Annotated in this window: 20 protein-coding genes and 1 tRNA gene; 10 read left to right on the forward strand and 11 right to left on the reverse strand. The window is 68.4% G+C overall.

Going from position 1 to position 21,267, the window contains the following annotated elements:
* Positions 1-250: 250 nt before the first annotated feature.
* A complete protein-coding gene (locus tag ASG80_RS21875) occupies positions 251-1,246 on the reverse strand; it encodes a pirin family protein (protein WP_056734753.1) in 996 nt (331 codons plus the stop codon).
* Positions 1,247-1,341: 95 nt separating this feature from the next.
* Here ASG80_RS21875 and ASG80_RS21880 point away from each other — a divergent pair, with 95 nt between their 5' ends.
* On the forward strand, positions 1,342-1,845 hold the full coding sequence (locus tag ASG80_RS21880) for a hypothetical protein (RefSeq protein ID WP_056734756.1): 504 nt from the start codon (positions 1,342-1,344) through the stop codon (positions 1,843-1,845).
* On the opposite strand, the gene ASG80_RS21885 is transcribed toward ASG80_RS21880, so the two are convergent.
* Together ASG80_RS21885 and ASG80_RS21890 are read right to left on the reverse strand one after the other, a co-directional pair.
* A complete protein-coding gene (locus ASG80_RS21885) occupies positions 1,838-2,083 on the reverse strand; it encodes a helix-turn-helix transcriptional regulator (protein WP_056734758.1) in 246 nt (81 codons plus the stop codon). The two genes, ASG80_RS21880 and ASG80_RS21885, sit on opposite strands and share 8 nt — an antisense overlap.
* Complete coding sequence (locus tag ASG80_RS21890) at positions 2,083-2,715, reverse strand: hypothetical protein (protein WP_056734760.1); 633 nt, start codon at positions 2,713-2,715, stop codon at positions 2,083-2,085. Before ASG80_RS21890 ends, ASG80_RS21885 begins: the two co-directional genes overlap by 1 nt.
* A gap of 201 nt (positions 2,716-2,916) precedes the next feature.
* On the opposite strand from ASG80_RS21890, the gene ASG80_RS21895 reads away from it, so the two are divergent.
* The 5 genes from ASG80_RS21895 to ASG80_RS21915 all read left to right on the forward strand — a co-directional run bounded on the left by ASG80_RS21895 (position 2,917) and on the right by ASG80_RS21915 (position 7,990).
* On the forward strand, positions 2,917-5,445 hold the full coding sequence (locus ASG80_RS21895; protein WP_056734762.1) for an ATP-dependent Clp protease ATP-binding subunit: 2,529 nt from the start codon (positions 2,917-2,919) through the stop codon (positions 5,443-5,445).
* Positions 5,446-5,627: 182 nt separating this feature from the next.
* Positions 5,628-6,131 carry an amino-acid N-acetyltransferase gene (locus ASG80_RS21900; protein WP_056734764.1) on the forward strand — a complete coding sequence of 168 codons (504 nt, stop codon included), beginning with the start codon at positions 5,628-5,630 and terminating at the stop codon, positions 6,129-6,131.
* Positions 6,132-6,194: 63 nt separating this feature from the next.
* A complete protein-coding gene (locus ASG80_RS21905) occupies positions 6,195-6,845 on the forward strand; it encodes a hypothetical protein (RefSeq protein ID WP_056734766.1) in 651 nt (216 codons plus the stop codon).
* A 334-nt stretch (positions 6,846-7,179) separates the two neighbouring features.
* Positions 7,180-7,533 (forward strand): three-helix bundle dimerization domain-containing protein, encoded by a 354-nt coding sequence (locus ASG80_RS24270; RefSeq protein WP_200952660.1) that lies wholly within the window; start codon positions 7,180-7,182, stop codon positions 7,531-7,533.
* Between the two features lie 46 nt (positions 7,534-7,579).
* Positions 7,580-7,990 (forward strand): hypothetical protein, encoded by a 411-nt coding sequence (locus ASG80_RS21915; RefSeq protein WP_056734768.1) that lies wholly within the window; start codon positions 7,580-7,582, stop codon positions 7,988-7,990.
* A 110-nt stretch (positions 7,991-8,100) separates the two neighbouring features.
* Here the strand turns inward: ASG80_RS21915 and radA are convergent, their stop codons facing one another.
* Together radA and ASG80_RS21925 are read right to left on the reverse strand one after the other, a co-directional pair.
* On the reverse strand, positions 8,101-9,465 hold the full coding sequence (radA, locus tag ASG80_RS21920) for a DNA repair protein RadA (RefSeq protein WP_056734770.1): 1,365 nt from the start codon (positions 9,463-9,465) through the stop codon (positions 8,101-8,103).
* Positions 9,466-9,474: 9 nt separating this feature from the next.
* Complete coding sequence (locus ASG80_RS21925) at positions 9,475-10,305, reverse strand: SGNH/GDSL hydrolase family protein (protein ID WP_082590916.1); 831 nt, start codon at positions 10,303-10,305, stop codon at positions 9,475-9,477.
* A gap of 105 nt (positions 10,306-10,410) precedes the next feature.
* Here ASG80_RS21925 and ASG80_RS21930 point away from each other — a divergent pair.
* Both ASG80_RS21930 and ASG80_RS21935 read left to right on the forward strand, forming a co-directional pair.
* Positions 10,411-10,500 (forward strand) — tRNA-Ser (locus ASG80_RS21930).
* Between the two features lie 532 nt (positions 10,501-11,032).
* Positions 11,033-14,647 carry a hypothetical protein gene (locus ASG80_RS21935; protein WP_056734772.1) on the forward strand — a complete coding sequence of 1,205 codons (3,615 nt, stop codon included), beginning with the start codon at positions 11,033-11,035 and terminating at the stop codon, positions 14,645-14,647.
* A 267-nt stretch (positions 14,648-14,914) separates the two neighbouring features.
* Here ASG80_RS21935 and ASG80_RS21940 read toward each other — a convergent pair whose 3' ends face one another.
* The gene (locus ASG80_RS21940) at positions 14,915-16,201 is read right to left on the reverse strand and encodes a hypothetical protein (protein WP_156402022.1); all 1,287 of its coding nucleotides are present in this window, start codon (positions 16,199-16,201) and stop codon (positions 14,915-14,917) included.
* Positions 16,201-16,545 (reverse strand): hypothetical protein, encoded by a 345-nt coding sequence (locus tag ASG80_RS24275; RefSeq protein WP_200952661.1) that lies wholly within the window; start codon positions 16,543-16,545, stop codon positions 16,201-16,203. Before ASG80_RS24275 ends, ASG80_RS21940 begins: the two co-directional genes overlap by 1 nt.
* Between ASG80_RS24275 and ASG80_RS21945 the strand changes: the two genes are divergently transcribed.
* Complete coding sequence (locus ASG80_RS21945) at positions 16,432-16,947, forward strand: hypothetical protein (protein WP_235508450.1); 516 nt, start codon at positions 16,432-16,434, stop codon at positions 16,945-16,947. The genes ASG80_RS24275 and ASG80_RS21945 overlap by 114 nt on opposite strands.
* Positions 16,948-17,076: 129 nt before the next feature.
* Here ASG80_RS21945 and ASG80_RS24280 read toward each other — a convergent pair whose 3' ends face one another.
* From ASG80_RS24280 to ASG80_RS21960, 3 genes are all read right to left on the reverse strand, one after another.
* On the reverse strand, positions 17,077-17,415 hold the full coding sequence (locus ASG80_RS24280; RefSeq protein ID WP_200952663.1) for a three-helix bundle dimerization domain-containing protein: 339 nt from the start codon (positions 17,413-17,415) through the stop codon (positions 17,077-17,079).
* Between the two features lie 88 nt (positions 17,416-17,503).
* Entirely contained in the window at positions 17,504-18,331 is an 828-nt protein-coding gene (locus ASG80_RS21955; protein ID WP_056734776.1) for a universal stress protein, read from the reverse strand.
* 122 nt (positions 18,332-18,453) lie between these two features.
* Positions 18,454-19,509, reverse strand: coding sequence for a DNA polymerase IV (locus ASG80_RS21960; protein WP_056734777.1), 1,056 nt, complete (start codon positions 19,507-19,509; stop codon positions 18,454-18,456).
* Positions 19,510-19,668: 159 nt separating this feature from the next.
* On the opposite strand from ASG80_RS21960, the gene ASG80_RS21965 reads away from it, so the two are divergent.
* A complete protein-coding gene (locus ASG80_RS21965; protein WP_056734780.1) occupies positions 19,669-20,670 on the forward strand; it encodes an adenosine deaminase in 1,002 nt (333 codons plus the stop codon).
* A 127-nt stretch (positions 20,671-20,797) separates the two neighbouring features.
* Here ASG80_RS21965 and ASG80_RS23830 read toward each other — a convergent pair whose 3' ends face one another.
* Positions 20,798-21,079 (reverse strand): hypothetical protein, encoded by a 282-nt coding sequence (locus tag ASG80_RS23830; RefSeq protein WP_156402023.1) that lies wholly within the window; start codon positions 21,077-21,079, stop codon positions 20,798-20,800.
* Positions 21,080-21,267: the final 188 nt, after the last annotated feature.

Genomic DNA, 21,267 nt, shown 5'->3' on the forward strand with positions numbered 1-21,267 from the left:
GCGCCCACGATGGCGTAGTACAGCGCGAGGACGACGTCGACGTGCGTGACGGCCGACTGGAGTTCGTCGGGTGCGAGCGAGGCGAACATGCTGGTGGCCATCTCGTCGCGCGAGAGTGAGAGGCCGAGCGCACGCATGCCGCCGAGCAACGCGGTGATGAGGGCTGGCGCCGCGAAGGCTGCGACGGCCGAGGTGGTCGTGCCGACACCGGGCGGTCGGCTCGGCGCACGGGACTCGACGGCCGCCGCGCTCACTTGCGTGGCTTCAGGCGCACCGTCGGCAGTTCGGGCGCCGGCAGCGGGTTGCCATCGAAGCCGCGGACCGTGCCGAAGCGGCCGTCGGGGTTGTCGCGGCCGATGACGTCGGCCTGCCACTGCCGGCGGAAGTCGACGATGTCGTCGTGGCTGCGTCCGATGAAGTTCCACCACATCACGAGCTCCTCGCCGAACGGCACGCCGCCGAGCAGCACGACACGAACGGGCGAGGCGCCGGCGATGAGCGCGAGTCGCCGCCGGCCCGGCTCGACGTACGCGAGCTCCGACCACGCGACCTCGGTCGGGGCATCCGCACCCTCGGCCTCGATGGTCACCGGACCCGCGTCGACGAGCACGCCGTGCTCGAACGACGGCTCGAGCTCGAGCTCGACGCGGCCGCCGGCCGGGAGGTCGACCTGCGCGCCGAGGAGGGGCGAGAAGACGGTCACGTCCGCATCGGCGCCCGCGAGCGAACCGACGAACACCCGAACGGTCGCGTCGCCGACGGCGACGGGCACGGTGTCGGCGTGCTCGAAGAACGGTCCGATGTGGCGGGAGGCCTCGGGCAATGCCACCCAGAGCTGCACGCCGTGCGGCCGCTTGCTGCCCGGCGTCGACACCTCGGAGTGCGAGATGCCGCGCCCCGCGGTCATGAGGTTCACGGCGCCCGGACGCACCAGCTCGTGGCTGCCTGCGCTGTCGCGGTGCTCGATCTCGCCCTCGAAGAGCCAACTGACCGTCTGGAGCCCGGTGTGCGGATGCGGTGGCACGACCATGCCACCGGATGCCGCGACGTCGTCGGGCCCGTAGTGGTCCGCGAAGCACCAGGCGCCGATCGTCGTGCGACCGCGCTGGGGGAGGGTGCGGCGCACGTTCATGGCCCGCGGGCCGCCGAGCGGCACGTCGCGCGCGGCGAGCACCTGCACGACCGGGCCGGACGGCTCTTCGGGCGGGCACAGCAGCTCCACCGGGTCGCGCTCCAGGTTGCTCATGTCGGCATGGTACCCGCCGTACCGGGCGGCGGCGCGGCTGCAGGCGATCCGGGCGGATCCCGCCGTTTCCGGCGCGTGGCCGCTAGCATGGCGACATGGCTCCCTCCGTGCGTCTTCGCCGTGTCGGCCTCATCGCTGTGGCGCTCTCCTCGGTGTTCCTGCTCTCCGCCTGCAACCCGTCGGGCAGCGCGGCCGAGGACTTCCCGGGACTGCCGGGCGAGGAGGAGGCCGCCCCCGTCGACGTCGACCCCGAGGCGGGCGGCGACATCTCCGACGCCGCGGAGGGAGAGGCGGAGGGCGAGCCGTTCGTCGAGTCGAACGAACCCCAGGTCGCCTGGTGGGAAGAGGGCGGCCAGCTGGCGCTCGTCGTCTACGGCAGCTCCTCCTGCCCCACGGTGGGCAAGTCGATCCGCGTGCTCGAGGGGGCAGGCGAGGGCAACCGCGTCGCGATCGACCTCGTGCAGCGCCCCGAGGACGAGATCTGCACGATGGACTTCGTGCCGCACACCACGCTCTTCTGGACCCCAGTCGAAGTCACCACCGTCGAGCCCCTCATCGTCGAGGTCGCCGGCAGCGAGGTCACGATCCCGATCAAGTAGTGCGCTCCCGCGGTCGCAGGACGAACAGTTCGCCGATCTCGCACTCGAGGGCCCGGCAGATCGCCTGCAGCGTGGAGAAGCGGATGGCGCGCGCCCGGTCGTTCTTCAGCACGCTCAGGTTCACGACGGTGACACCGACGAGCTCGCTGAGGCGCGTGAGCGTCATCCCCCGGGCTTCGAGCAGCTCGTCGAGCCGGCAGTGGACGTCGGATGCCTCGTCGGACTCGGCCGGGGCCATCAGACGAGTCCTTCGGTGTCGCGACGGAGCCGGTCGCCCAGCGCGAACACGACGCCGGCCATCGCGGACACGAAGGCCAGGAAGAGGAACGGCAGCGGGTCGACCGACATCACGACGTTGTTGAAGTCGCCCTCGCTCACTCGGGCGAAGGCCCCGTTGGCCGCCATGTTGCCGAGGAACGGCACCGCCGCGAATCCGATGAGGCCGGTCACGCCGGCGACCGTCACGAGGACGGTGTTGCGACGGCCGAAGACGCGTCCTCGCATGACCGCCCAGCAGAGCAGGATCAGGCAGAGGACGACGATCACGATGGTGGCTGCGGCGAGCACCTGCTGGATGATGAGCGCCGCGAGCGATGCGCCCGGGAGTGCGGGGACGATCAGGTCCGCCCGGTCGAGCGCGACCTCCACCGTCGCGCCGCCAGCGCCGATCGGCGCCTCGGCGGCCGTGCCGGCGAACACGGCGGGCACGCGCACGTCGCGATTCGGTGCGACGTGGATGATGCGAAGCACGGATGCCACGATCGCCCACACGGCGATGACGGCTCCCGCCACGATGAAGGCCCACATCCCCGCCACGTCGGAACGGCTCGGACGGTACGTGACGGTCATGACCATGGCGCGGTGCTCCATATCGACAAACGATATTAACGAATATCGATAATCTACGACGCTTCACCGGCTCCCGTCAACTCCACCATCCGTGCGCTCCAGACGGGCTCGCGCGGGTCGAGGGCGCTGCGCCCACGGCGAACAGGGGCCCACGCGGCATCCGTAGTGTTTACGCTCGTTGTATCGACGCCCCTACCAAGCCGGCGCCGTGAGGAGTTGAGGATGTTCGAGAGATTCACCGACCGAGCCCGTCGTGTCGTTGTCTTGGCCCAGGAAGAGGCCAAGATGCTGAACCACAACTACATCGGCACCGAGCACATCCTGCTCGGCCTCATCCACGAGGGTGAGGGCGTGGCCGCCAAGGCGCTCGAGTCGCTCGGCATCTCGCTCGACGCAGTGCGCGAGCAGGTGCAGGACATCATCGGCCAGGGCCAGCAGCAGCCGACCGGGCACATCCCGTTCACGCCGCGCGCCAAGAAGGTGCTCGAGCTGAGCCTGCGCGAGGCGTTGCAGCTCGGCCACAACTACATCGGCACGGAGCACATCCTGCTCGGCCTCATCCGCGAGGGCGAGGGCGTCGCCGCCCAGGTGCTCGTCAAGCTGGGCGCCGACCTCAACCGCGTGCGCCAGCAGGTCATCCAACTCCTCTCCGGCTACCAGGGCAAGGAGCAGGTGCAGGTGGGCGCGAACGACCAGCAGCAGCCGCAGGGCGGCTCGCAGATCCTCGACCAGTTCGGTCGCAACCTCACGCAGGCCGCGCGCGAGGGGAAGCTCGACCCCGTGATCGGGCGCGAGAGGGAGATCGAGCGGGTCATGCAGATCCTCTCCCGCCGCACCAAGAACAACCCCGTGCTGATCGGCGAGCCCGGCGTCGGCAAGACCGCCGTCGTCGAGGGCCTCGCACAGGCGATCATCAAGAACGAGGTCCCCGAGACGCTGAAGGACAAGCAGCTCTACTCGCTCGACCTCGGCTCGCTCATCGCGGGTTCCCGCTACCGCGGCGACTTCGAGGAGCGCCTGAAGAAGGTCACGAAGGAGATCCGCACTCGCGGCGACATCATCGTCTTCATCGACGAGATCCACACCCTCGTGGGTGCGGGCGCCGCCGAGGGAGCGATCGATGCCGCGTCGATCCTCAAGCCGCTCCTCGCGCGCGGTGAGCTGCAGACGATCGGCGCCACGACGCTCGACGAGTACCGCAAGCACTTCGAGAAGGATGCCGCGCTCGAGCGCCGCTTCCAGCCCATCCAGGTGCAGGAGCCGTCGCTGCCCCACACGATCAACATCCTGAAGGGCCTTCGCGACCGTTACGAGGCGCACCACAAGGTGTCCATCACCGACGGCGCGCTCGTGGCCGCGGCGAACCTCGCCGACCGCTACGTCTCCGACCGCTTCCTCCCCGACAAGGCGATCGACCTGATCGACGAGGCCGGAGCGCGCCTGCGCCTCTCGATCCTCTCGAGCCCGCCCGAGCTGCGTGAATTCGACGAGAAGATCGCGGTCGTCCGCGCAGCCAAGGAGACCGCGATCGAGGAACAGGACTTCGAGAGGGCCGCGTCGCTCCGCGACGAGGAGAAGCAGCTGCTCGGTGAACGCCTCCGCCTCGAGAAGCAGTGGAAGTCGGGCGACGTGAAGACGACCGCGGTCGTCGACGAGGGTCTGATCGCCGAGGTGCTCGCGCAGGCCACCGGCATCCCCGTCTTCAAGCTCACCGAAGAGGAGTCGTCGCGACTCGTCTTCATGGAGAAGGCCCTGCACGAGCGCGTCATCGGCCAGGAGGAGGCCATCTCGGCCCTCGCCAAGACGATCCGCCGCACGCGCGCCGGTCTCAAGGACCCGAAGCGTCCCTCGGGCTCGTTCATCTTCGCCGGCCCCACGGGCGTCGGCAAGACCGAGCTCGCCAAGGCGCTCGCGGAGTTCCTCTTCGACGACGAGGCGGCGATGATCGCGCTCGACATGTCTGAGTACGGCGAGAAGCACACGGTCTCGCGCCTGTTCGGCGCACCTCCAGGGTTCGTCGGCTTCGAGGAGGGCGGCCAGCTCACCGAGAAGGTGCGTCGCAAGCCGTTCAGCGTCGTGCTCTTCGACGAGATCGAGAAGGCGCACCCCGACATCTTCAACTCGCTCCTCCAGATCCTGGAAGAGGGCCGGTTGACCGATGGCCAGGGCCGCGTGGTCGACTTCAAGAACACCGTCATCATCATGACGACGAACCTCGGCACGAGGGACATCTCGGGCGGCCCGGTGGGCTTCCAGATCGAGGGCGACCCGCGCACGGGCTACGACCTCATGCGCGGCAAGGTGAACGAGGAGCTGAAGAAGCACTTCAAGCCCGAGTTCCTGAACCGCGTCGACGAGATCATCGTGTTCCCGCAGCTGTCGAAGGAGGAGCTCCTCCAGATCGTCGACCTGTTCATCAAGCGACTCGGCGACCGCATGCTCGATCGCGACATGACGGTGGAGCTCACGCTCCCCGCGAAGGAGCGCCTCATCGAGGTCGGCTTCGACCCGGCGCTGGGCGCCCGGCCGCTGCGTCGCGCGGTGCAGCACGAGGTGGAGGACCGCCTCTCGGAGAAGATCCTGCACGGCGAGCTCAACTCGGGCGACCACGTGCTTGTCGACTTCCGCGACGGCGAGTTCGTGATCACCACGTCGCAGCGGGCGCTGCCCGTCGGCGTGGGCATCAACTCCAACGCCGCCATCGGCACGGGGCCGGTGAGCCCCGACCTCGCGGCCGCATCGGGCGAGTAACGCCGCACGGTTCGAAGAGCGGATGCCACGCGGCATCCGCTCTTCGCCGTTCTCCAGGTGTTTCACGCGTGCCCGTGCAGAATTCAGGAACGCCATGTCCAAGTCGCGCGATCAGGGCCGAAATCGGCCCGCGTTCGGCGGCGACGGCGGTTGCCGTTCCTGAATTCTGCAACGATGAACGGATGACCGACTACACACTGCGCCGCGCGCGCACGAGCGACGTGCCGAAGATCATCGCACTCGTGGAGCCGCTCGTTTCCCGACGCATTCTGCTCGGCAAGGAGCGCGTCGACCTCTACGGCTCTGTGCAGGAGTTCCGCGTCGCCGAGACCGCCGACGGCACCCTGATCGGTGCCGGTGCGCTGCACGTGATGTGGGAGGACCTCGGCGAGGTGCGCACGCTCGCCGTGGACGACGCCTGGCTGGGTCGCGGCGTCGGGCATGCCCTGCTTGAGGAACTCGAGTCCGAGGCGCGCGAGCTGGGCCTCAGCCGCCTGTTCTGCCTCACGTTCGAGGTGGGGTTCTTCGGCCGGCACGGCTTCGAGGACATGGGCGCCGAGACCGTCGACCCCGACGTGTACGCCGAGCTCGTGCGCTCGCACGACGAGGGCGTCGCCGAGTTCCTCGACCTGGCCCGCGTGAAGCAGAACACCCTCGGCAACACACGCATGCTGAAGCGCCTCTGACGGGGCATCCGGCGCGCCGCCCGGCTGCCGGGACGAATGGCATCCCGGTCGTACCCTGAGGGCATGTCGACGAATCCTGCACCGGCACGGCGGCAGCCACCGCAGGTGTACCGGCGTCGTCGGCTCATGGTGCTGCTCGGACTGGTCGCCGTGATCGTCGCGATCGTGCTCATCATCGTGCGCCCCGGCTCGAGCCAGGGCGATGAGTCGGATGCAGGCGGCGGAACCACGTCGGCGAACCCCTCCGCGACTGACGAACCCACGACGCCGCCGACCGCGATCCCCACCGAGCCCACCGCCGCCGACGGCGACGCGTGCAAGGAGAAGCACATCCTGGTCGAGGCGCTCACCGACAAGTCGGTCTACGAGACCGGTGAGCAGCCGCAACTGTCGGTGACGATCACGAACACCGGCAAGAACGTGTGCGTGCTGAATGCGGGCACGAAGGCGCAGGTCTTCACGATCACCAGCGGAGAGGAGGTCTACTGGCTCTCCACCGACTGCCAGGTCGACCCGATCGATGCGGAGGTGTCGCTCACCCCCGGCACGCCGATCTCGTCGAGCGTGCCGATCGTGTGGGACCGCACGCGGTCGAGCGCCGAAACCTGCGAGGGCCCGCGCGAGGCCGTGCCGGCGGAGGGGGCGTCGTACCACCTCTCGGTCTCGATCGACGGGTTCGCGTCGCCGACCACCAAGCAGTTCCAGCTCTACTGAGCGGGTGAGGGGGGAGCCGAGCCCCGGCGACGGGCTTTGCGGGCGTCAAGCCGGGGCCCGGTGGGTTCGTCACTGTGGGGACGCCCTCAGCCATTGTCCCCCTTTTGGCGGACAACGCGCGTGACCCGTTCGGGGGTGATTGCTGCAGATCGGGCGACGTGACCTATGCTGTCCTCACAGCCGGATCGTGAGGGTCCGAGGCGTCGACGATGACGACGGCGGCCCCGTTGACCCCACGATGCCGGCTCGAGCTCGGCCTCCTCGAACGTGCGAGGTCGCTGTGACGAGACCAGGGTCTCTTGATCACGGCCGTCGCCCGGCGCAGACTCGACCCATGAACGCCGAAGAGGAGGCGCGCGCCGTCGACGAGGTCGTCGATCGGCTCGCGGCACGGTTTCCCGACGTGTCCCGCGATCATGTCGCGGCCATCGTGGGCGAGGAGCACCTCGAGCTCGAGGGCAACCCGATCCGCGATTTCGTTCCGGTGCTCGTCGAGCACGAGGCGCGCGAGCGTCTGCGAGGCGAAGGGGCGACGCCCATCCGCATCGCCGAGGCAGCCGACGCTTCGAGCTTGCCCCCGGGCCCGGGTCCGGGTCCGAGTCCGAGTGCGGGCGAGGTGCCGATCGAGACCACGTTCAATGCTCGACTCGGATTGCTGAACGGCGGCCTGGGTGGAGGCACGTCCTAGCGACGGATAGCGCTCGGGCGCGGCATCCGCTCGTTACGCTGGAGGCATGGCGCAGCGCAAGAAGACCGGCAAGCCGAGCGAGCCGGTGGAGTTCCGTTCGCAGGCGCTCGCCGAAGCCCTCGAGCGCCAGGACATCGCGGCCGTCGCGCTCGCGCTCCGGCACGGCAACACCGTGGTGCCGCTCGTGAAGCCGGGTCCGCGCGACAAGCCGCTCGATGGCGGCGAAGTCTGGACCTACCGCGACCCGGAGACGGGCGAGGTGGCGCTGCTGCTGTTCAGCGACGCCGCGAACAAGCCCACGAACCTTCCGCCCACCGTGGGGTTGCAGAGCCCCGAGTGGCTGCGCACGTTCCTGAAGCGATATGAGTCGACGATCACGACCGTGTTCCTCGACATCGCAGGGCCCCATCCCATGCAGGCGCCGCCGGGCGAGCTGCTGCGCGCGCTCGAGGCGTAGCGAACCTCGCGGGTTGAGGAGCCCGCGCAGCGGGCGTCTCGAAACCCGATTGCCCGTGCGCCGGGTTTCGAGACGCGCCCTTCGGGCGCTCCTCAACCCGCAGAAATCCGTCAGAACGCGGCGTCGAGCTCCCGCTCGCCGCTCGAGGAGGACGCCATCATCGCCCGCTCGACGGCCGCGCGCACACTGCCGGCCTCGACGTCGAGGATCGTGGTGTAGCCGAGCCGACGCGCCTCGCTGCCGCGCTGCTTCGCCGACGTGACCGGACGCACCTCGCCGGCGAGGCTGATCTCGCCGAAGGCCGCGAGCTCGTGCGGCACCGCACGGTCGCGCATGGCCGACGCGATCGCCACCGCGATGGCGAGGTCGGCGCCGGGCTCTGCGAGTCGCACCCCGCCGACCGTCGAGACGTAGACGTCGTGCTCGCCGAGCTGGCGCAGCCCGGCCCGGCGTTCGAGCACTGCGATGATCATGGCGACGCGCGACGGATCGACGCCGTTCACGACGCGCCGCGGCTGCGGCGCCTTCGTGGTGACGACGAGGGCCTGAATCTCGACGGGCAGTGCCCTACGGCCCTCGAGGGCGACCGTGACGCAGGTGCCGCTCACCGCATTGCGTGAACGGCTGAGGAAGAGACCGGAGGGGTCGGGCACCTCGGCGATGCCGTCCCCGGTCATCTCGAAGCATCCGACCTCGTCGGTGGGACCGAAGCGGTTCTTGAGCGCTCGCACGAAGCGGAGGGCCGTCTGCCGGTCACCCTCGAACTGGCACACCACGTCGACGAGGTGCTCGAGCAGCCGCGGCCCGGCGATCGAGCCGTCTTTCGTGACGTGACCCACGAGGAGCACGGGCAGCTGCCGGTCCTTCGCCACGCGGATGAGCGTCGATGCGACCTCGCGCACCTGGCTCGGCTGGCCGGGCAGCCCGTCGGAGAGGGAGCTCGACACGGTCTGCACCGAGTCGACGATGAGGAGCTCGGGGGCAACCTGGTCGACCTGCCCGAGGATGGTCGCGAGGTCGGTCTCGGCGGCGAGGTAGAGCTCGTCGTGCAGGGCGCCGGTGCGGCCGGCGCGGAGGCGCACCTGGGCCGTGGACTCCTCGGCGCTCACGTAGAGCACCCGACGCCCGGTGGCAGCGACACGTACGGCGACCTCGAGCAGGAGCGTCGACTTGCCGACGCCCGGCTCGCCGGAGAGCAGGATGGCCGCGCCGGCGACGATGCCGCCGCCGAGCACGCGGTCGAACTCGCCGATGCCGCTCGCACGATGCGCGGCGTGCTCGACGTCGACCTGGCCGATCGGTCGCGCGGCGCGCGCCAAGCTCGGCACGACCGCCTGCAGCGAGCGGACGATGCCGGTCTGCTCTGCGGCGTCGACGACGGTGCCCCATTGCTGGCATTCTGCGCAACGACCGACCCACTTCACCGTGCTCCAACCGCATTCGGTGCACCGGAATGCGGACGTGGGGCGGGCCATGTCCCGAGACTAGCCTCGGCCCCCGACATCCGACGCCGCGACATCCTGTGCCGTGACATCCGGTGCCGTGAGGTCGGCTGTCGTGACCTCCGGGACCATGAAACGTTCGACGAGCTGGGCCGCGAGCGACGGACCGAACGCGTCGGCCCAGACCCGGTAGCCGTGGTCGTTGGGGTGGAAGAGGTCGATCGCGAACTGGGTGAGGATGCCGGAGATGCCCTGGTGCTTCGTCGTGGCGTGCAACGGCACGACGGTGAGGCCGTGCTCGGCGGCGACTCGGCGCACGATGCGGTTCGCCACGGCGACCCTGCGCTCGTTGTGCGGGAAGTAGAAGAACGGCAGGTCGGCCACGAGGGCGTGCTGCGGGAGCGCCGCGTAGGTGGTGCGGATGCCGCGCTCGAACGCCGCGGGATCCCATCCCGCGATGTCGTTCGCGCCGATCGCGACCGTCATGATGTCAGGCCGGAGCTTCACGAACCGGGGGAGCTGGTCCTGCACGGCGAGGTCGACGGTGGCGCCCGAGACGCTGAGGTTCACGACGCGCACGGTGCATCCGGTGACCGAGCGGATCTCATCGGCGAGCACGCCCACGTAGCTGCGGTCGGGGCGGCTCGCCCCGATGCCCTGCGCGGCGCTGTCGCCGATCGCGACGTACAGCAACTCGCCCTCGAGCTTCGCGTGGTCGCGCCACCACTTCGAGTGCACCGGCAGTGTCTCGTTCAGCACGAGCGAGTTCGCGGCGAGGCGAGCACGGAAGCGGCGCCAGCCGACGGGTGCCGCGATGCCCGTCGCCGCGAGGGCGGCGACCACGATCGACACGCGGAGGACTCGGCTCGACATCACCACGCCGCCGACGGTATGGGAGCACGCTGAACGGCCGCTGAACGCCGGATGGGGCATCCGCTCGTTTTGGCCGACGCTCCGAAGTCGTCTAAGATCGTCCTCGGTACCGTGTCCGAGCGGCCGAAGGTGCAACTCTCGAAAAGTTGTGTGGGTGAAAGCCCACCGTGGGTTCAAATCCCACCGGTACCGCCATGAAAAACCTCTGTTGATCAGGGGTTTTTCTACGTTCACGGTGCGATCCGTGGCAATTGGCAACAACTCGGCAGTTCCGAATCGCAACTGGCGTGATCGACGCCGTGCCAACGTGACGACGGTGCCCACGGTAGCCCCCACAACTGTGGGGCGACGAGACCCGAGGAGTTGCGCGTGAGCCGGCGCGAACGGGCGACGCGGCGAAACTCGCGCTGGAGTCTCGCGACGAGGTTCTCTCGCCGACGCCAAGGGAATGTGTACACGCTGAAAGGAGTGTCTATGACGGGGAAGTCGGCGACCGGTGTTGGCTCAGCAATAGTCGGCTGCCATAGTTGCTGTACTCGCGCATGGTTCATATCTCTGGTCAGAGGCGAGCAACGTCGCCCGCAACTGGCTGCTCAGACACGGCGTTGATCGTCCTCAGCGAGAACGGGCGCATCCGCCAGTGGAACACCTTTTTTGAGCGACCGAAACGAGAGACGGCCGCGGCTGACCTATTGAACGGAAGGCCCGACGAGCTGAGGAGAGGACAATGACCGACCCGATCGGGCTGATCAGTCTCGCCGGTGGGCCAGTCATTCGGGGTGTGAAGCGCTTCCTTCTCGAGGTTCGTGTGGTGCGGAAAGTTCGATCGGAGCTCGGCACGGCCGGGTATCGAATCGATAGCATCGGGCTGCGCCGCGTGATGTATGCGCCGGGCTTCGCGGAGAACCTGGCACGCATCCCCAGAGACGGCGATGAGTTGCACCAGGCACTCGCGATCCTCATCAATCCCACCGACCGCGGCGGCGTGAACCTGCTGCGGGAGCGCCTCACCCGTGCGTTTGCAATCCGCCTTCCCGGCAGTACGCCCGCGTCGCAGTTCCGCGAGAACCAAGCATCGTCACGGCACGAGCAGCTTCTGGACGGGAATCAGGAGATCATCGCCACGATCGAGCGGGTCGGCAAAGGCATCGACACAGGTGCCCGTGACGACACCGTGTTCGAGTACCGACTCACCGAAATGCACCCGAGCCGTGCGCGCGAGCTACGCGAGCTCCGCGAGGTCTGGCCGGCCACCGCCGAAGTCGTCGGCGCGCTTGCGACCAGTGCCGACCGCGTAGCTCTGCTTCGTCGCTGGGCGAGCAACCCGCCGCCATCGCTGGCCCATGGTCCCGGCGAGTTGCTCGGTGTCATTTCGGACATCGCCGCCGACCTTCCCGAGGTCGCGGATCAGGAACTGGCGATCGCGTTCGTGGAACTAGCCCTCGCAAAGAGGGCCGAGCCACGCGGATACTGGTTGATCCGGCTGCTGGGTCTCAGGGGGATCAGCGAAGTCGGACCGGCTGCGGCGTTTCTTGCAGAGGTAAGTGACTACCCGCTCGTGATTGCGACCCTGCACCCTGACGGTGCCGAGCAGGCCATTGTCACTCTCGAGGGATGGGAGCCACCGAGCCGTCGCGAGGAGATCCATCGCCGCATACTCCTCATTCATTACTACCAAGCCACCGGACGAATCGACGACGCCATCACGATGGCCAAGAACACCGCGACCGAGTTTGACTCCACCGCTGCTGCCCTCCTTGCCGTACAGGCGCTAATGGCCAGGCACATGATGAACCGGAGCGCCGGTCATCGTTCCGACCTGTCCAGTGCCCTCGTACTCGTTGTCGACACCCGAGCCAAGCGTCGCCGCTGGGGGCTTCAGTCCGGCCAGGCGCTCGCCACTGAGATCCGGGTCCGACGTCTCCTCGCCGATCACCGCGGCGCGCTCGACATCGCCAATGGCGTGGGCGAAGTTCCCGCGACCCCGGAGGAGCTTCGGCACCCGACGGTGATCGCGGAATCGGCGCTTGTGCATGCTCAGCGCGGTGATTTGGAGATAGCGAAACGCCTGGTCGCCGATGCCCCGGCGAGTGAGCGCCCGCACATTGAGGCGGTGATCGCTGACCGCGAAGACCGAAGCGAGGACGCCATCCTGTTCTGGCAGGCCGCTATCGACGCGAATGAGGAGTGGGGTGAGAAGGCCGACCTAGCTCTACAGCTGGCGTTCCGCGGCGTGCGATCGCCGTTCCTTGACCAGCTGCGCACATCCAACGCCGACCTGGCCGACGAGATCTCGCAAGTTGCGGATCTGTACAGTCATCAGCCGGGCGCGCTAGAGGCGTTCCGCGGGTTTGCCAACGCCGAGCATCGTGGCGCGCAGTTCCTTTACAACTACTTCCGACGTGAAGGCGATGAGGCTGCTGCCGCCGCCCTTGCTGCCGATGCCGCGCTTCGGTGGGGCGACCCAGACCTGTGGCTCGAGTCCGCCCGCTTTCAGTTGCGCCAGCGTCAGTTCGCCACCACGATCGAGCAGGTGCACGCCGCCCTCGCCGTTGCAGGCGACGGCTGGGGTGGCCGCCGCATGGCCTACGGACTGCTCGTCGAGGCCCAGACCGCCTCCGGCGATTGGCAACGTGCACTGAGCTCGGCCGCACAGATGCTGGCTGACGATGCGAGCGACACGTCCGCTGCGTGGGCGCTCCTGTATTGCCAGATCAGGCTCAACGACTACGACGCCGCCCGTGCGACCTGGCTGGCGGCCGGCGGGCCGGAACCGGAGACTGAGGTCGAGGTGTCCGCCTGGATCGAGCTGGTGCGCACATTCGGTTCGGAGGTCGGCACGGCCCGCGACGCGTTGAAAGTCGCGGCCCGCTTTCCCGACAATGAACCGATTCGCACCGCTCTCGTGGGCGCTCTGTTCACCGGCCCTCGCGAAGGTCAGCCTGTGGGTGATGAGGCGGAGGCCGGATCTGAGGCGGTCGAAGAGCTCGATCCGGATATCGAAGCTTTCCAGGAGCTGCTCGGCAACTACTTTCGCGACTTCCCGGACGGTGCCATCCGTCAGGTTGAGGTCGATCTCGAGGACCCTTTGCGATCGCTGCAGGGGGTGCTTGGGGAGGGCCGACCGCGCCCCGAGTTGGTACAGCAGATCTCTGACGGGACGCTTCCCTACGGCTTCGCCAGCGAGGTTGCAGGGAAGACCTACCTGGAGGGGCTCATCGCCCGCTCCACAGGTCCTGTCTTCACGGGACCGACGAACGCCGACGCCGAGGCCGGCGCTTTCCGGGCCGCCCACGATCGCGGCATCATTCTCGATCTCTCCGCGCTCGTCACCATCGCCCGACTGCCGGAGCCGCTTCGGGTGCTGCTCACCGGGCACTTTGCCAACGCTCGGGCGCTAACGGACCAGCAGTCTGACGCGGTCGAGGGGGCTCGCGTCATATCCCGCGACAGCGGGATGAGCTTGCACCCAGGGGAGGGCGCGGAGCTGCCGTCCGTCGAGCACCGCACGCCCGACGAGATCGCAGCTGCGGCGGCGCTTGCGGAGTCGGTCGTGCAAACCTTCAGCCTCCTCGCGCTCGACTCGCATTCGCAGCTCACCGCGATCGAGCGACTCGCCGAGCTGGACTTCCGCGGGTCGTTCCTGCTCGCCGCGGACCATGCGGTCGATACCGGTCTGCCGCTCTGGTCCGACGATCGCGCCCTGGGTGGCGTGGCGCGTCTAACCGGCGGGCACGCGTTCGATACGCCCGCCCTGATCCGGCACCTCCGCACTGAGGCGGTCATCGATGCTGAGCTGCTCGACCTCGCGGACGCCACATTGATTGCGGCTGGATACACCGGCGTCGACTTCTCGCCATCCATTTGGAACCTCGCCGTGACGCTGGCACCCAACCCTCTGGGTGTGATGCAGGCGATCAAGTTCGCCAACGGCGATGCCGTGCAGGAACGTGCCGGCTGGTCGACGACCCAAATCGACGCCAATGTCGCCGACCCTGCCGTTCTCGTCGGCTATGTTCACGCGATCGCCCAGTGGCTGATCAATATTGCCGCCGACGAAGAGACCGTCGCTTCCAACCTTCAGGTCCTTTGCCGGATCCTTGCGCGGCGAGCCTGGATGACCTCCTCCACGCTGCCGTACTGCGTCGACGCGTTCCGGGCCACCACGAGCGAGGTCGCCGTGTCAGTGCTGTTGCACCAGATCTACCTGGGGTTCGAAGCGCTCGCTGAGCGTACCGACGACGCGACTGCGGCGGCCGCGACCTTCGAGCTTGTCAGCCGACTCAACCCGCCCGATGCGTCCCGAATCCGAGCTGCCATCGTGGCGCGCAACTTCGAGTGAGCACCGTATTGGCTTGGCTCCGACGAGCGAGCTGAGCACGCAGCGACCCGCATGGCCTCAGCGACCGACGCGCCGAACGCGCAGCCCGTGCCGCGCCAAGTTCGGTCGCCACCCACGTCTTTCACCTGCAGTATTCCCGGTTCAAATCCCACCGGTACCGCCACGGTGAGGTGTCGGGACATCCTTTGTGGATGTCTCGGGACATCGACGACATGAAGTCCTACCTTCGGGAGGGCTCCTGTTGTGTGCGGGTGGATCGTGGCCGAGTCACCAGTGGAATCCACCGAAGTGACGTCCATGGTTGCTGTGGAGATGGTCGGGGTGGAGCTCCGCGATGCGGACGCGGGGTCCTCTTCGCGCATGGATGAGTGCATAGCCGGACAGGATGAGCATGACCCATGCCGGCGCCACTGCGTCGAGGCGAGCGAGCATGCTGAAGACGAGTCCGACGCCTGTGGCGGTGACGCCCAGCACAATCTGACAGAAGATGATCACCTCGGTGTCGTTCTCCTGTCCGAGGTTGTGATACATCCACGTCGACCGCGTGCTCGACGTCGCCGCCGCACCAGCTGCTGCGAAGACGATGACGACGCCGCTCAGAATCGGCAGCGCTTGAGCACCGCTGTAGTCCGCGATGAGCGCTGCAAGTGCTGCGCAGACACCGAGGGCCGCGGCCGTCAGCAGTAATCCGCGAATCGTCGCCTTGTGTCGGCTCAACATCCACAGCGCGGTGAACAGCAGACTCCCAATCGCCGTGACCGCGACGATGTAGTGAAGGGCCTCTGATTTCTGCCCATGCAGGGTGGCGCCGTGGACACTGTAGAAGCTCGTTCCCAGGGCGATGGAGAGGAAGAGCACCTGGGTGATCAGAAACTCCCGAACCCAGGGGTACTTCCGATCGGGTCGAGACCTCAACACCGTGAGAATGCCGACCGGTTCGTTCCTGGTTGCCGGACCGGACCCGGTCGGGCGCATGCGCAGCAGGGATAGCGCTGCGACAACCATCGCGGTGATTCCGATCCAGAGGAGAGCGATGTGAGCGTCCCTGCCGTTGGGGTCCAGGAAGAACGCCCCCAGGACGACCGTGATCACCAGAGTCACTACCGCGCCACCGGTGCTCTGCACGACGCCGAGAGCCGACTTCTCCGACGATGCAAGCGAAGAGGACATCACCTCCACCACGGCGATCGATGCGATGCCTGATAACAGGCCCACGACAGCGGCGACAACCCAGAGTGCGTTCAGCCACTCGGGGCTTACCAACGAGATCCCAACCCCAGTGATCGCGAACGCGGTCGCGATCAAGGCCAGAATCAGCGCGAGTGACCTCGCAACGGAACGCAGACCCAACACGCGAGGCGCCACGACCGACCCAAGCAGGTTGGCAGCGATGTAGATCGGAAAGATCAGTGCAGCTGCGAAGGCGCTCCCACCGAATGCGACACAGATGAACGGGAGGACCACCGCGGCAGCGGTCAGGTGATTCGCGACCCCGAAACTCACACTCTCGGTGGCCGCGGCGAAGAAATTCCGCCGACCACCTGGTGCGCTCATCACAGCACCAAAGTACAAGCGACCGAAAGGTCCGTGGCAACGGAATGCAACAACTGAGCGATCCGTGCCTCGTCGTGGTAGTCGCGCGACCGACCATCTGACAGCGCGAGCTGGAGAGCGAGCCGGTCGCTCGAGTCGAGCGCTGGCACCCGAATCCCGACTTCACCTACCGCGAGGGGGGCGGGCCGCTGCTCGACATGGGGCCGTACTACGTCGCCGCGCTCATCCACCTGCTCGGTCCGGTGCGATCCGTGATCGGTGCCGCAAGTCGCCTGCGTGGCGAACGCGTCATCGCGAGCGGGATGCGCGCGGGCGAGCGGATCCCCGTCGAGGTCGATACCCACGTGACCGGCATCCTAGAACACGAGAACGGTGCCCTCTCGACCCTCACTACGAGCTTCGACGGCACCGCGACGACCGCCGCGCCGATCGAGGTGCACGGCGAACGCGGCACGCTCGCCGTGCCCGATCCGAACCAGTTCGACGGCGACGTGCGGCTCGCGCCCCTCGATGGTCCGCCCGGATGGCAGACCCTCGAGCCGTCCGCGGGCTATGCCGACAGCGCCCGTGGCGTGGGGCTGCTCGACTTCGTTCGGGCCGACCCCGAGCGTCTGGCGCGGGCCGGCGCGGATGTCGCGCTGCACAGTCTCGAGATCATGACCGCGCTGCTCGACTCGGCCGCTGCTGGCCGCCGTGTGGAACTCACCACCTCGGTCGATCGACCCGTCCCGGTACCGCTCCCCTGAAGGAGGACTGGAGCACTTGAGGACCCGACTGATCATCGACAGCGACGCCAAGAACGAGGCGGGCGGCGGAGGAGCGGCCACTAGCGGTCGGACCGCTCATGTACGTATCGCCGAGTCCTGACCCGGGCGTCAGGTCGGGCCGCCGCCGAGGTCTCCGAAGAGGAACCCCGAGGATCGGGACCTCCGCTCGATCTCCATCGGGTCGAGCTCGACGGGCTCGTCGGTCGCGGGAGCGGCGACCGCGGATTCGTCGGCAGGGATGCTCACCGGCTCGGCTTCACTGCTGAGCCGCTCCTTCGCGGCGTGCTCGACGAGCACGGGGACGAAGTCGCGGATGCGGCCTTCCTCGAGGCGCGCGAATTCCTCGCCCACGACCTGCTGGACGTGGTCGCGGGTGAGGGACGGGAACCGCTGCGAGAGGCGGTCGATGACGTTCTCCATGGCGCGGTCTTCATCGAGCTCGCTCATGCGAGCATTCTCCAGCCCCGGTCCGGACCGCCGCAACCAACAGCGCTCTCCACGCCGTCAGGTGCGGGCGACATCCCGACGCGGTGCGTCAGCGACCCTCAGCGTCCTGCGGTGGCACCACAACGGTGGGGCACCGTGCATTGGTCACCAGCGCGTGGCTGACCGAGCCGAGGAACAGGCGTCGCACCGCGTCCTGCTGCCGGGAGCCGACGACGACCACCGCTCGCTCGCGTGCACGTCGCAGCAGCGCGCCAGCCGTCGAGCCGGACTCGAGATGGGATTCGACCTTGAGTTCGGGGAACTCCGCGACCACGGGGGCGATCTGGTCATCGAGGAGCTCCTGGTCGGTGCCGATGGTGTGCGATCGCGTGCCGACATGCACGGCGTGGAGCGCGTCGCCCCTCGCAGTGGCGAGCTGGGCGGCGAAGCGGCACACGTGGAGGGCGGCCGGGCTGTCGTCGACCGCGACCATGACGCCGGAGCGGGGGAGATCGTCGCCGGGCGGGACGACCGCGACGGGGCCGTGGGCAGCTCCGGCAAGGCGGGCGCCCAGTCGCGTGCTGTACCAGTACTCCTCCGTGTGACGGGTCTCACCGCCCACGACCACGAGGGCATCCGGGCCCGTCCGATCCGTGAGGACGTCTCCGACCTCACCGCGCACGACCTCCGTGCGGACGTCGAGCTCGGGGTGGTCTGCGGTGAGGCCTGCCGCGAGTGCGGCGATCTCGGCGGTCGCCGCATCGACGGCCCGCCTCTTCCCTGGCTCGTCGGCGGCGAACGCGGTGTCGTCGACGGCGCGCACGATCTGCAGGCGACGAGCGCCGACGGGTTGCGACAGCGCACGGCCCACCGCCCAGTCGATCGCGTTCGCGGCGGTCGCACTGCCGTCCCACCCGACCACAGTCGTCTCATGCATGATGCTCCTTCCCTTGTGTTTCGAGCGTGTCCCGAACACGTCGGCGGACGTGGGGCACAAGGTCCCTCCGGATCGGGGCCTTCGCCCCTCGCGCCCGGCGCTGCGTCGCACTCGGCCCCGCGTCACCAGCCGCTGCGCGTCGGCGTGTGTCCTTCGCGGGAATCCTCGGGCATGGGCATCTCGGCCCGCAGCCCGAGCAGCCGGATGGGCCGGTCCGGCTCGATCCGGGCGACCAGTTCCAGGACGCGAGCCAGTACGACCTCCCGGTCGAAGGTCTCAGCGATCTTCTTCGTGAAGACCTTCGTCATGAACGGCGCATAGCGCACCTTGAGCGTCAGCCCGATCACGGGTCGGCCCTCGGCCGCGATGTCCTCGAGCACTCTGGCGGTCAACTCTCGCACCGCCTCTTCGACCTGCGCGGGCTCCGTCAGGTCCTGCTGGTACGTCGTCTCCCGGCTGTGGCCGCGTGCCACCCAGGGCGTGTCATCGACGACGTGCGCACCTTCGCCACGACCGAGCAGGATGTACCACGGGCCCATCCTCGGCCCGAACTCCGCCATGAGGCGCGTGGGTTCGGCGGCGGCCAGCTCGCTGACGGTGGCGATGCCGAGCCCGGCGAGGCGACGGGAGATCTTCGTGCCGACGCCCCACAGGTCGATGGTCGGCCGGTCGCCCATCACCTCGAACCAGTTGTCGGCCGTGAGCCGGAACACCCCGCGCGGCTTGCCGAACCCGGTCGCGACCTTGGCCCTCACCAGAGTGTCGCCGATGCCGACCGTGCAGTGCAGGCGGGTGCGTTCGAGCACGGCCTGTTGCAGGCGGCGGGCATACGCCTCGGGGTCCTCGGTCTGCACCCCGACGAACGCCTCGTCCCAGCCCAGCACCTGTACGATCGCTCCCGGCTGTGCGCGGAGCGTGGTCATGACCTCTTCGGATGCGGTCATGTACGCCTCCCCGTCCACCGGGAGGATCACCGCCTCCGGTGCCTTGCGGGCCGCGATGCGCAACGGCATTCCCGAGCCGACCCCGAACTCGCGGGCCTCGTAGGAGGCGGTCGAGACCACGGCCCGTTCGGTCGGATCGCCGCGTCCGCCGACGATCACCGGCTTGCCCGCGAGCTCCGGATGCCGCAGCACCTCGACGGCCGCGACGAACTGGTCGAGGTCGACGTGCAGCACCCACGAGCTCCGGCGTTGGCTCACGGGACCAGTCTGCCTCCCCGGGCTTCTCCCGTGCGGGTCATCCGGTCGACGGGACCGCTCGACGATGACAGACTGCCCCCATCGACCGCGGCCTGAGCGCCGTCGGATGGACGCCGCACTCGATCGAGGAGAGACATGACCACCTGGCCCACCGCTGAACTCCATGTCCACGTGGAGGGCACCCTCGAAGCCGATCTCCTCGTCGAGCTCGCCCGCCGCAACGACGTGCGGCTGCCGAGCTACGACCCCGAAGTGCTGACGGCGCGGTATGCGTTCGCCGACCTGCAGTCGTTCCTCGACGTGTACTACTCGAACCTCTCCGTGCTGCGAACGGAGCAGGACTTCTACGACCTCGCGAGCGCATACCTGCGTCGCGCCGAGCAGGCCGGCGTGCGTCGGGCGGAGATCTTCTTCGACCCGCAGACGCACCTCGGCAACGGCGTACCGTTCGAGGCGGTCATCCGTGGGCTCGACGCGGCCATCGCGGACGCGACGCGCGGCAGCGGCCTCTCCGCCGATCTCATCCTGTGCTTCCAGCGCGACCTCGGCGCCGACGCGGCGATGCAGACGCTCGAGACGGCGCTGCCGTTCCGGGACTCTTTCATCGGCGTGGGCCTCGACTCGGCTGAGGTCGGCTACCCGCCGTCGCTGTTCACCGAGGTGTATGCACGGGCCGCGGCCGAGGGGCTGCACCGCGTGGCGCACGCCGGCGAGGAGGGCGGCCCCGAATACGTGCGGGAGGCGCTCGACATGTTGAAGGTGGAGCGCGTCGACCACGGCAATCGGGCCCTCGAGGATCCGGCGCTCGTGCAACGCCTCCGCGACGAGCGGATTCCGCTCACGGTGTGCCCGCTGTCGAACGTGGCCCTGCGGACGGCGCCGAGCGACCTCGCGCAGCATCCGCTCACGGCCATGCTGGCCGAGGGCCTGCTCGTGTCGGTCAACAGCGACGACCCCGCCTACTTCGGCGGCTATGTCGACGACAACTACCGAGCGATGGAGTCGGCGCTCTCCCTCGATGCTTCCCAGCTCGCGATGCTCGCGCGCAATTCCTTCGAGTCGACATTCGCGACGGATGCCGCGAAGGCCGCGTGGATCGCAGAGGTCGATGCCGTGCTCGCGAAGGTCTCGGGCTGAGGGGGCCGGTGACCGTGATCGGAGCCGTCAGCCACGGGACCGTGCGCCGGTGCGCCGGCGGCGGCAGGATGAACTCGAAGCCCCCGCAAGCGCACGCTTGTCGGAGGCTTCGATTCTGCTCATGCCGTCAGCAGCCGTTTGGTGCTCCCTGGCTTGTGGGCGGGCTCCACGTGCACTCGTCAGTAAGGTCTTGAGGCTCGGGGCTCTTGTTCGTGGTGTTGCCCTGCGTTTCCGCCGAGTCGGTGGTTCCGACACCTGCCTGGTTGTTTCCGGGGCCGTCGAACGTGGTACACGTCACGGTGCCTTGGTCGCGCGTACAGTTGTCGGCGAGTGGCGCTGCCGCGGCCCCCATGGCTGAGGCGCCGACCAGCAGGCCGGTGAGCGCGAATGTCGCGAGTATCTTGCGCATGATCTGTTCCTTTTGACGCGGCCCGGCGTCGCTGCCCGGCCTGCTAGGAGCGCGGGTTGCGTTCCTCTCCCCACGGCCCGAGCACACGCCTGTACTTCGCCCCCCAGGCTCACAGATCGTGCGGATGCGGTCAGAGTACGCCCGGACGTCTCGAACCAGAAGACCCCAAACGTGGGACCGTCCGACGG

This window comes from Agromyces sp. Soil535, assembly GCF_001428255.1.
Classification (GTDB): domain Bacteria; phylum Actinomycetota; class Actinomycetes; order Actinomycetales; family Microbacteriaceae; genus Agromyces.

What these genes read in the sequence shown, in the direction of transcription:
- ASG80_RS21890 (WP_056734760.1), bottom strand. Translation starts at nt 2,715, where the DNA reads ATGGAGCACCGCGCCATGGTCATGACCGTCACGTACCGTCCGAGCCGT.
- ASG80_RS23830 (WP_156402023.1), bottom strand. Translation starts at nt 21,079, where the DNA reads ATGCGCAAGATACTCGCGACATTCGCGCTCACCGGCCTGCTGGTCGGC.
- ASG80_RS21875 (WP_056734753.1), bottom strand. Translation starts at nt 1,246, where the DNA reads ATGAGCAACCTGGAGCGCGACCCGGTGGAGCTGCTGTGCCCGCCCGAA.
- ASG80_RS21940 (WP_156402022.1), bottom strand. Translation starts at nt 16,201, where the DNA reads ATGAGCGCACCAGGTGGTCGGCGGAATTTCTTCGCCGCGGCCACCGAG.
- ASG80_RS21880 (WP_056734756.1), top strand. Translation starts at nt 1,342, where the DNA reads ATGGCTCCCTCCGTGCGTCTTCGCCGTGTCGGCCTCATCGCTGTGGCG.
- ASG80_RS21925 (WP_082590916.1), bottom strand. Translation starts at nt 10,305, where the DNA reads ATGTCGAGCCGAGTCCTCCGCGTGTCGATCGTGGTCGCCGCCCTCGCG.
- ASG80_RS21895 (WP_056734762.1), top strand. Translation starts at nt 2,917, where the DNA reads ATGTTCGAGAGATTCACCGACCGAGCCCGTCGTGTCGTTGTCTTGGCC.
- ASG80_RS21900 (WP_056734764.1), top strand. Translation starts at nt 5,628, where the DNA reads ATGACCGACTACACACTGCGCCGCGCGCGCACGAGCGACGTGCCGAAG.
- ASG80_RS24280 (WP_200952663.1), bottom strand. Translation starts at nt 17,415, where the DNA reads ATGAGCGAGCTCGATGAAGACCGCGCCATGGAGAACGTCATCGACCGC.
- ASG80_RS21905 (WP_056734766.1), top strand. Translation starts at nt 6,195, where the DNA reads ATGTCGACGAATCCTGCACCGGCACGGCGGCAGCCACCGCAGGTGTAC.
- ASG80_RS21955 (WP_056734776.1), bottom strand. Translation starts at nt 18,331, where the DNA reads ATGCATGAGACGACTGTGGTCGGGTGGGACGGCAGTGCGACCGCCGCG.
- ASG80_RS21965 (WP_056734780.1), top strand. Translation starts at nt 19,669, where the DNA reads ATGACCACCTGGCCCACCGCTGAACTCCATGTCCACGTGGAGGGCACC.
- ASG80_RS21885 (WP_056734758.1), bottom strand. Translation starts at nt 2,083, where the DNA reads ATGGCCCCGGCCGAGTCCGACGAGGCATCCGACGTCCACTGCCGGCTC.
- ASG80_RS24270 (WP_200952660.1), top strand. Translation starts at nt 7,180, where the DNA reads ATGAACGCCGAAGAGGAGGCGCGCGCCGTCGACGAGGTCGTCGATCGG.
- ASG80_RS21935 (WP_056734772.1), top strand. Translation starts at nt 11,033, where the DNA reads ATGACCGACCCGATCGGGCTGATCAGTCTCGCCGGTGGGCCAGTCATT.
- ASG80_RS21915 (WP_056734768.1), top strand. Translation starts at nt 7,580, where the DNA reads ATGGCGCAGCGCAAGAAGACCGGCAAGCCGAGCGAGCCGGTGGAGTTC.
- radA (WP_056734770.1), bottom strand. Translation starts at nt 9,465, where the DNA reads ATGGCCCGCCCCACGTCCGCATTCCGGTGCACCGAATGCGGTTGGAGC.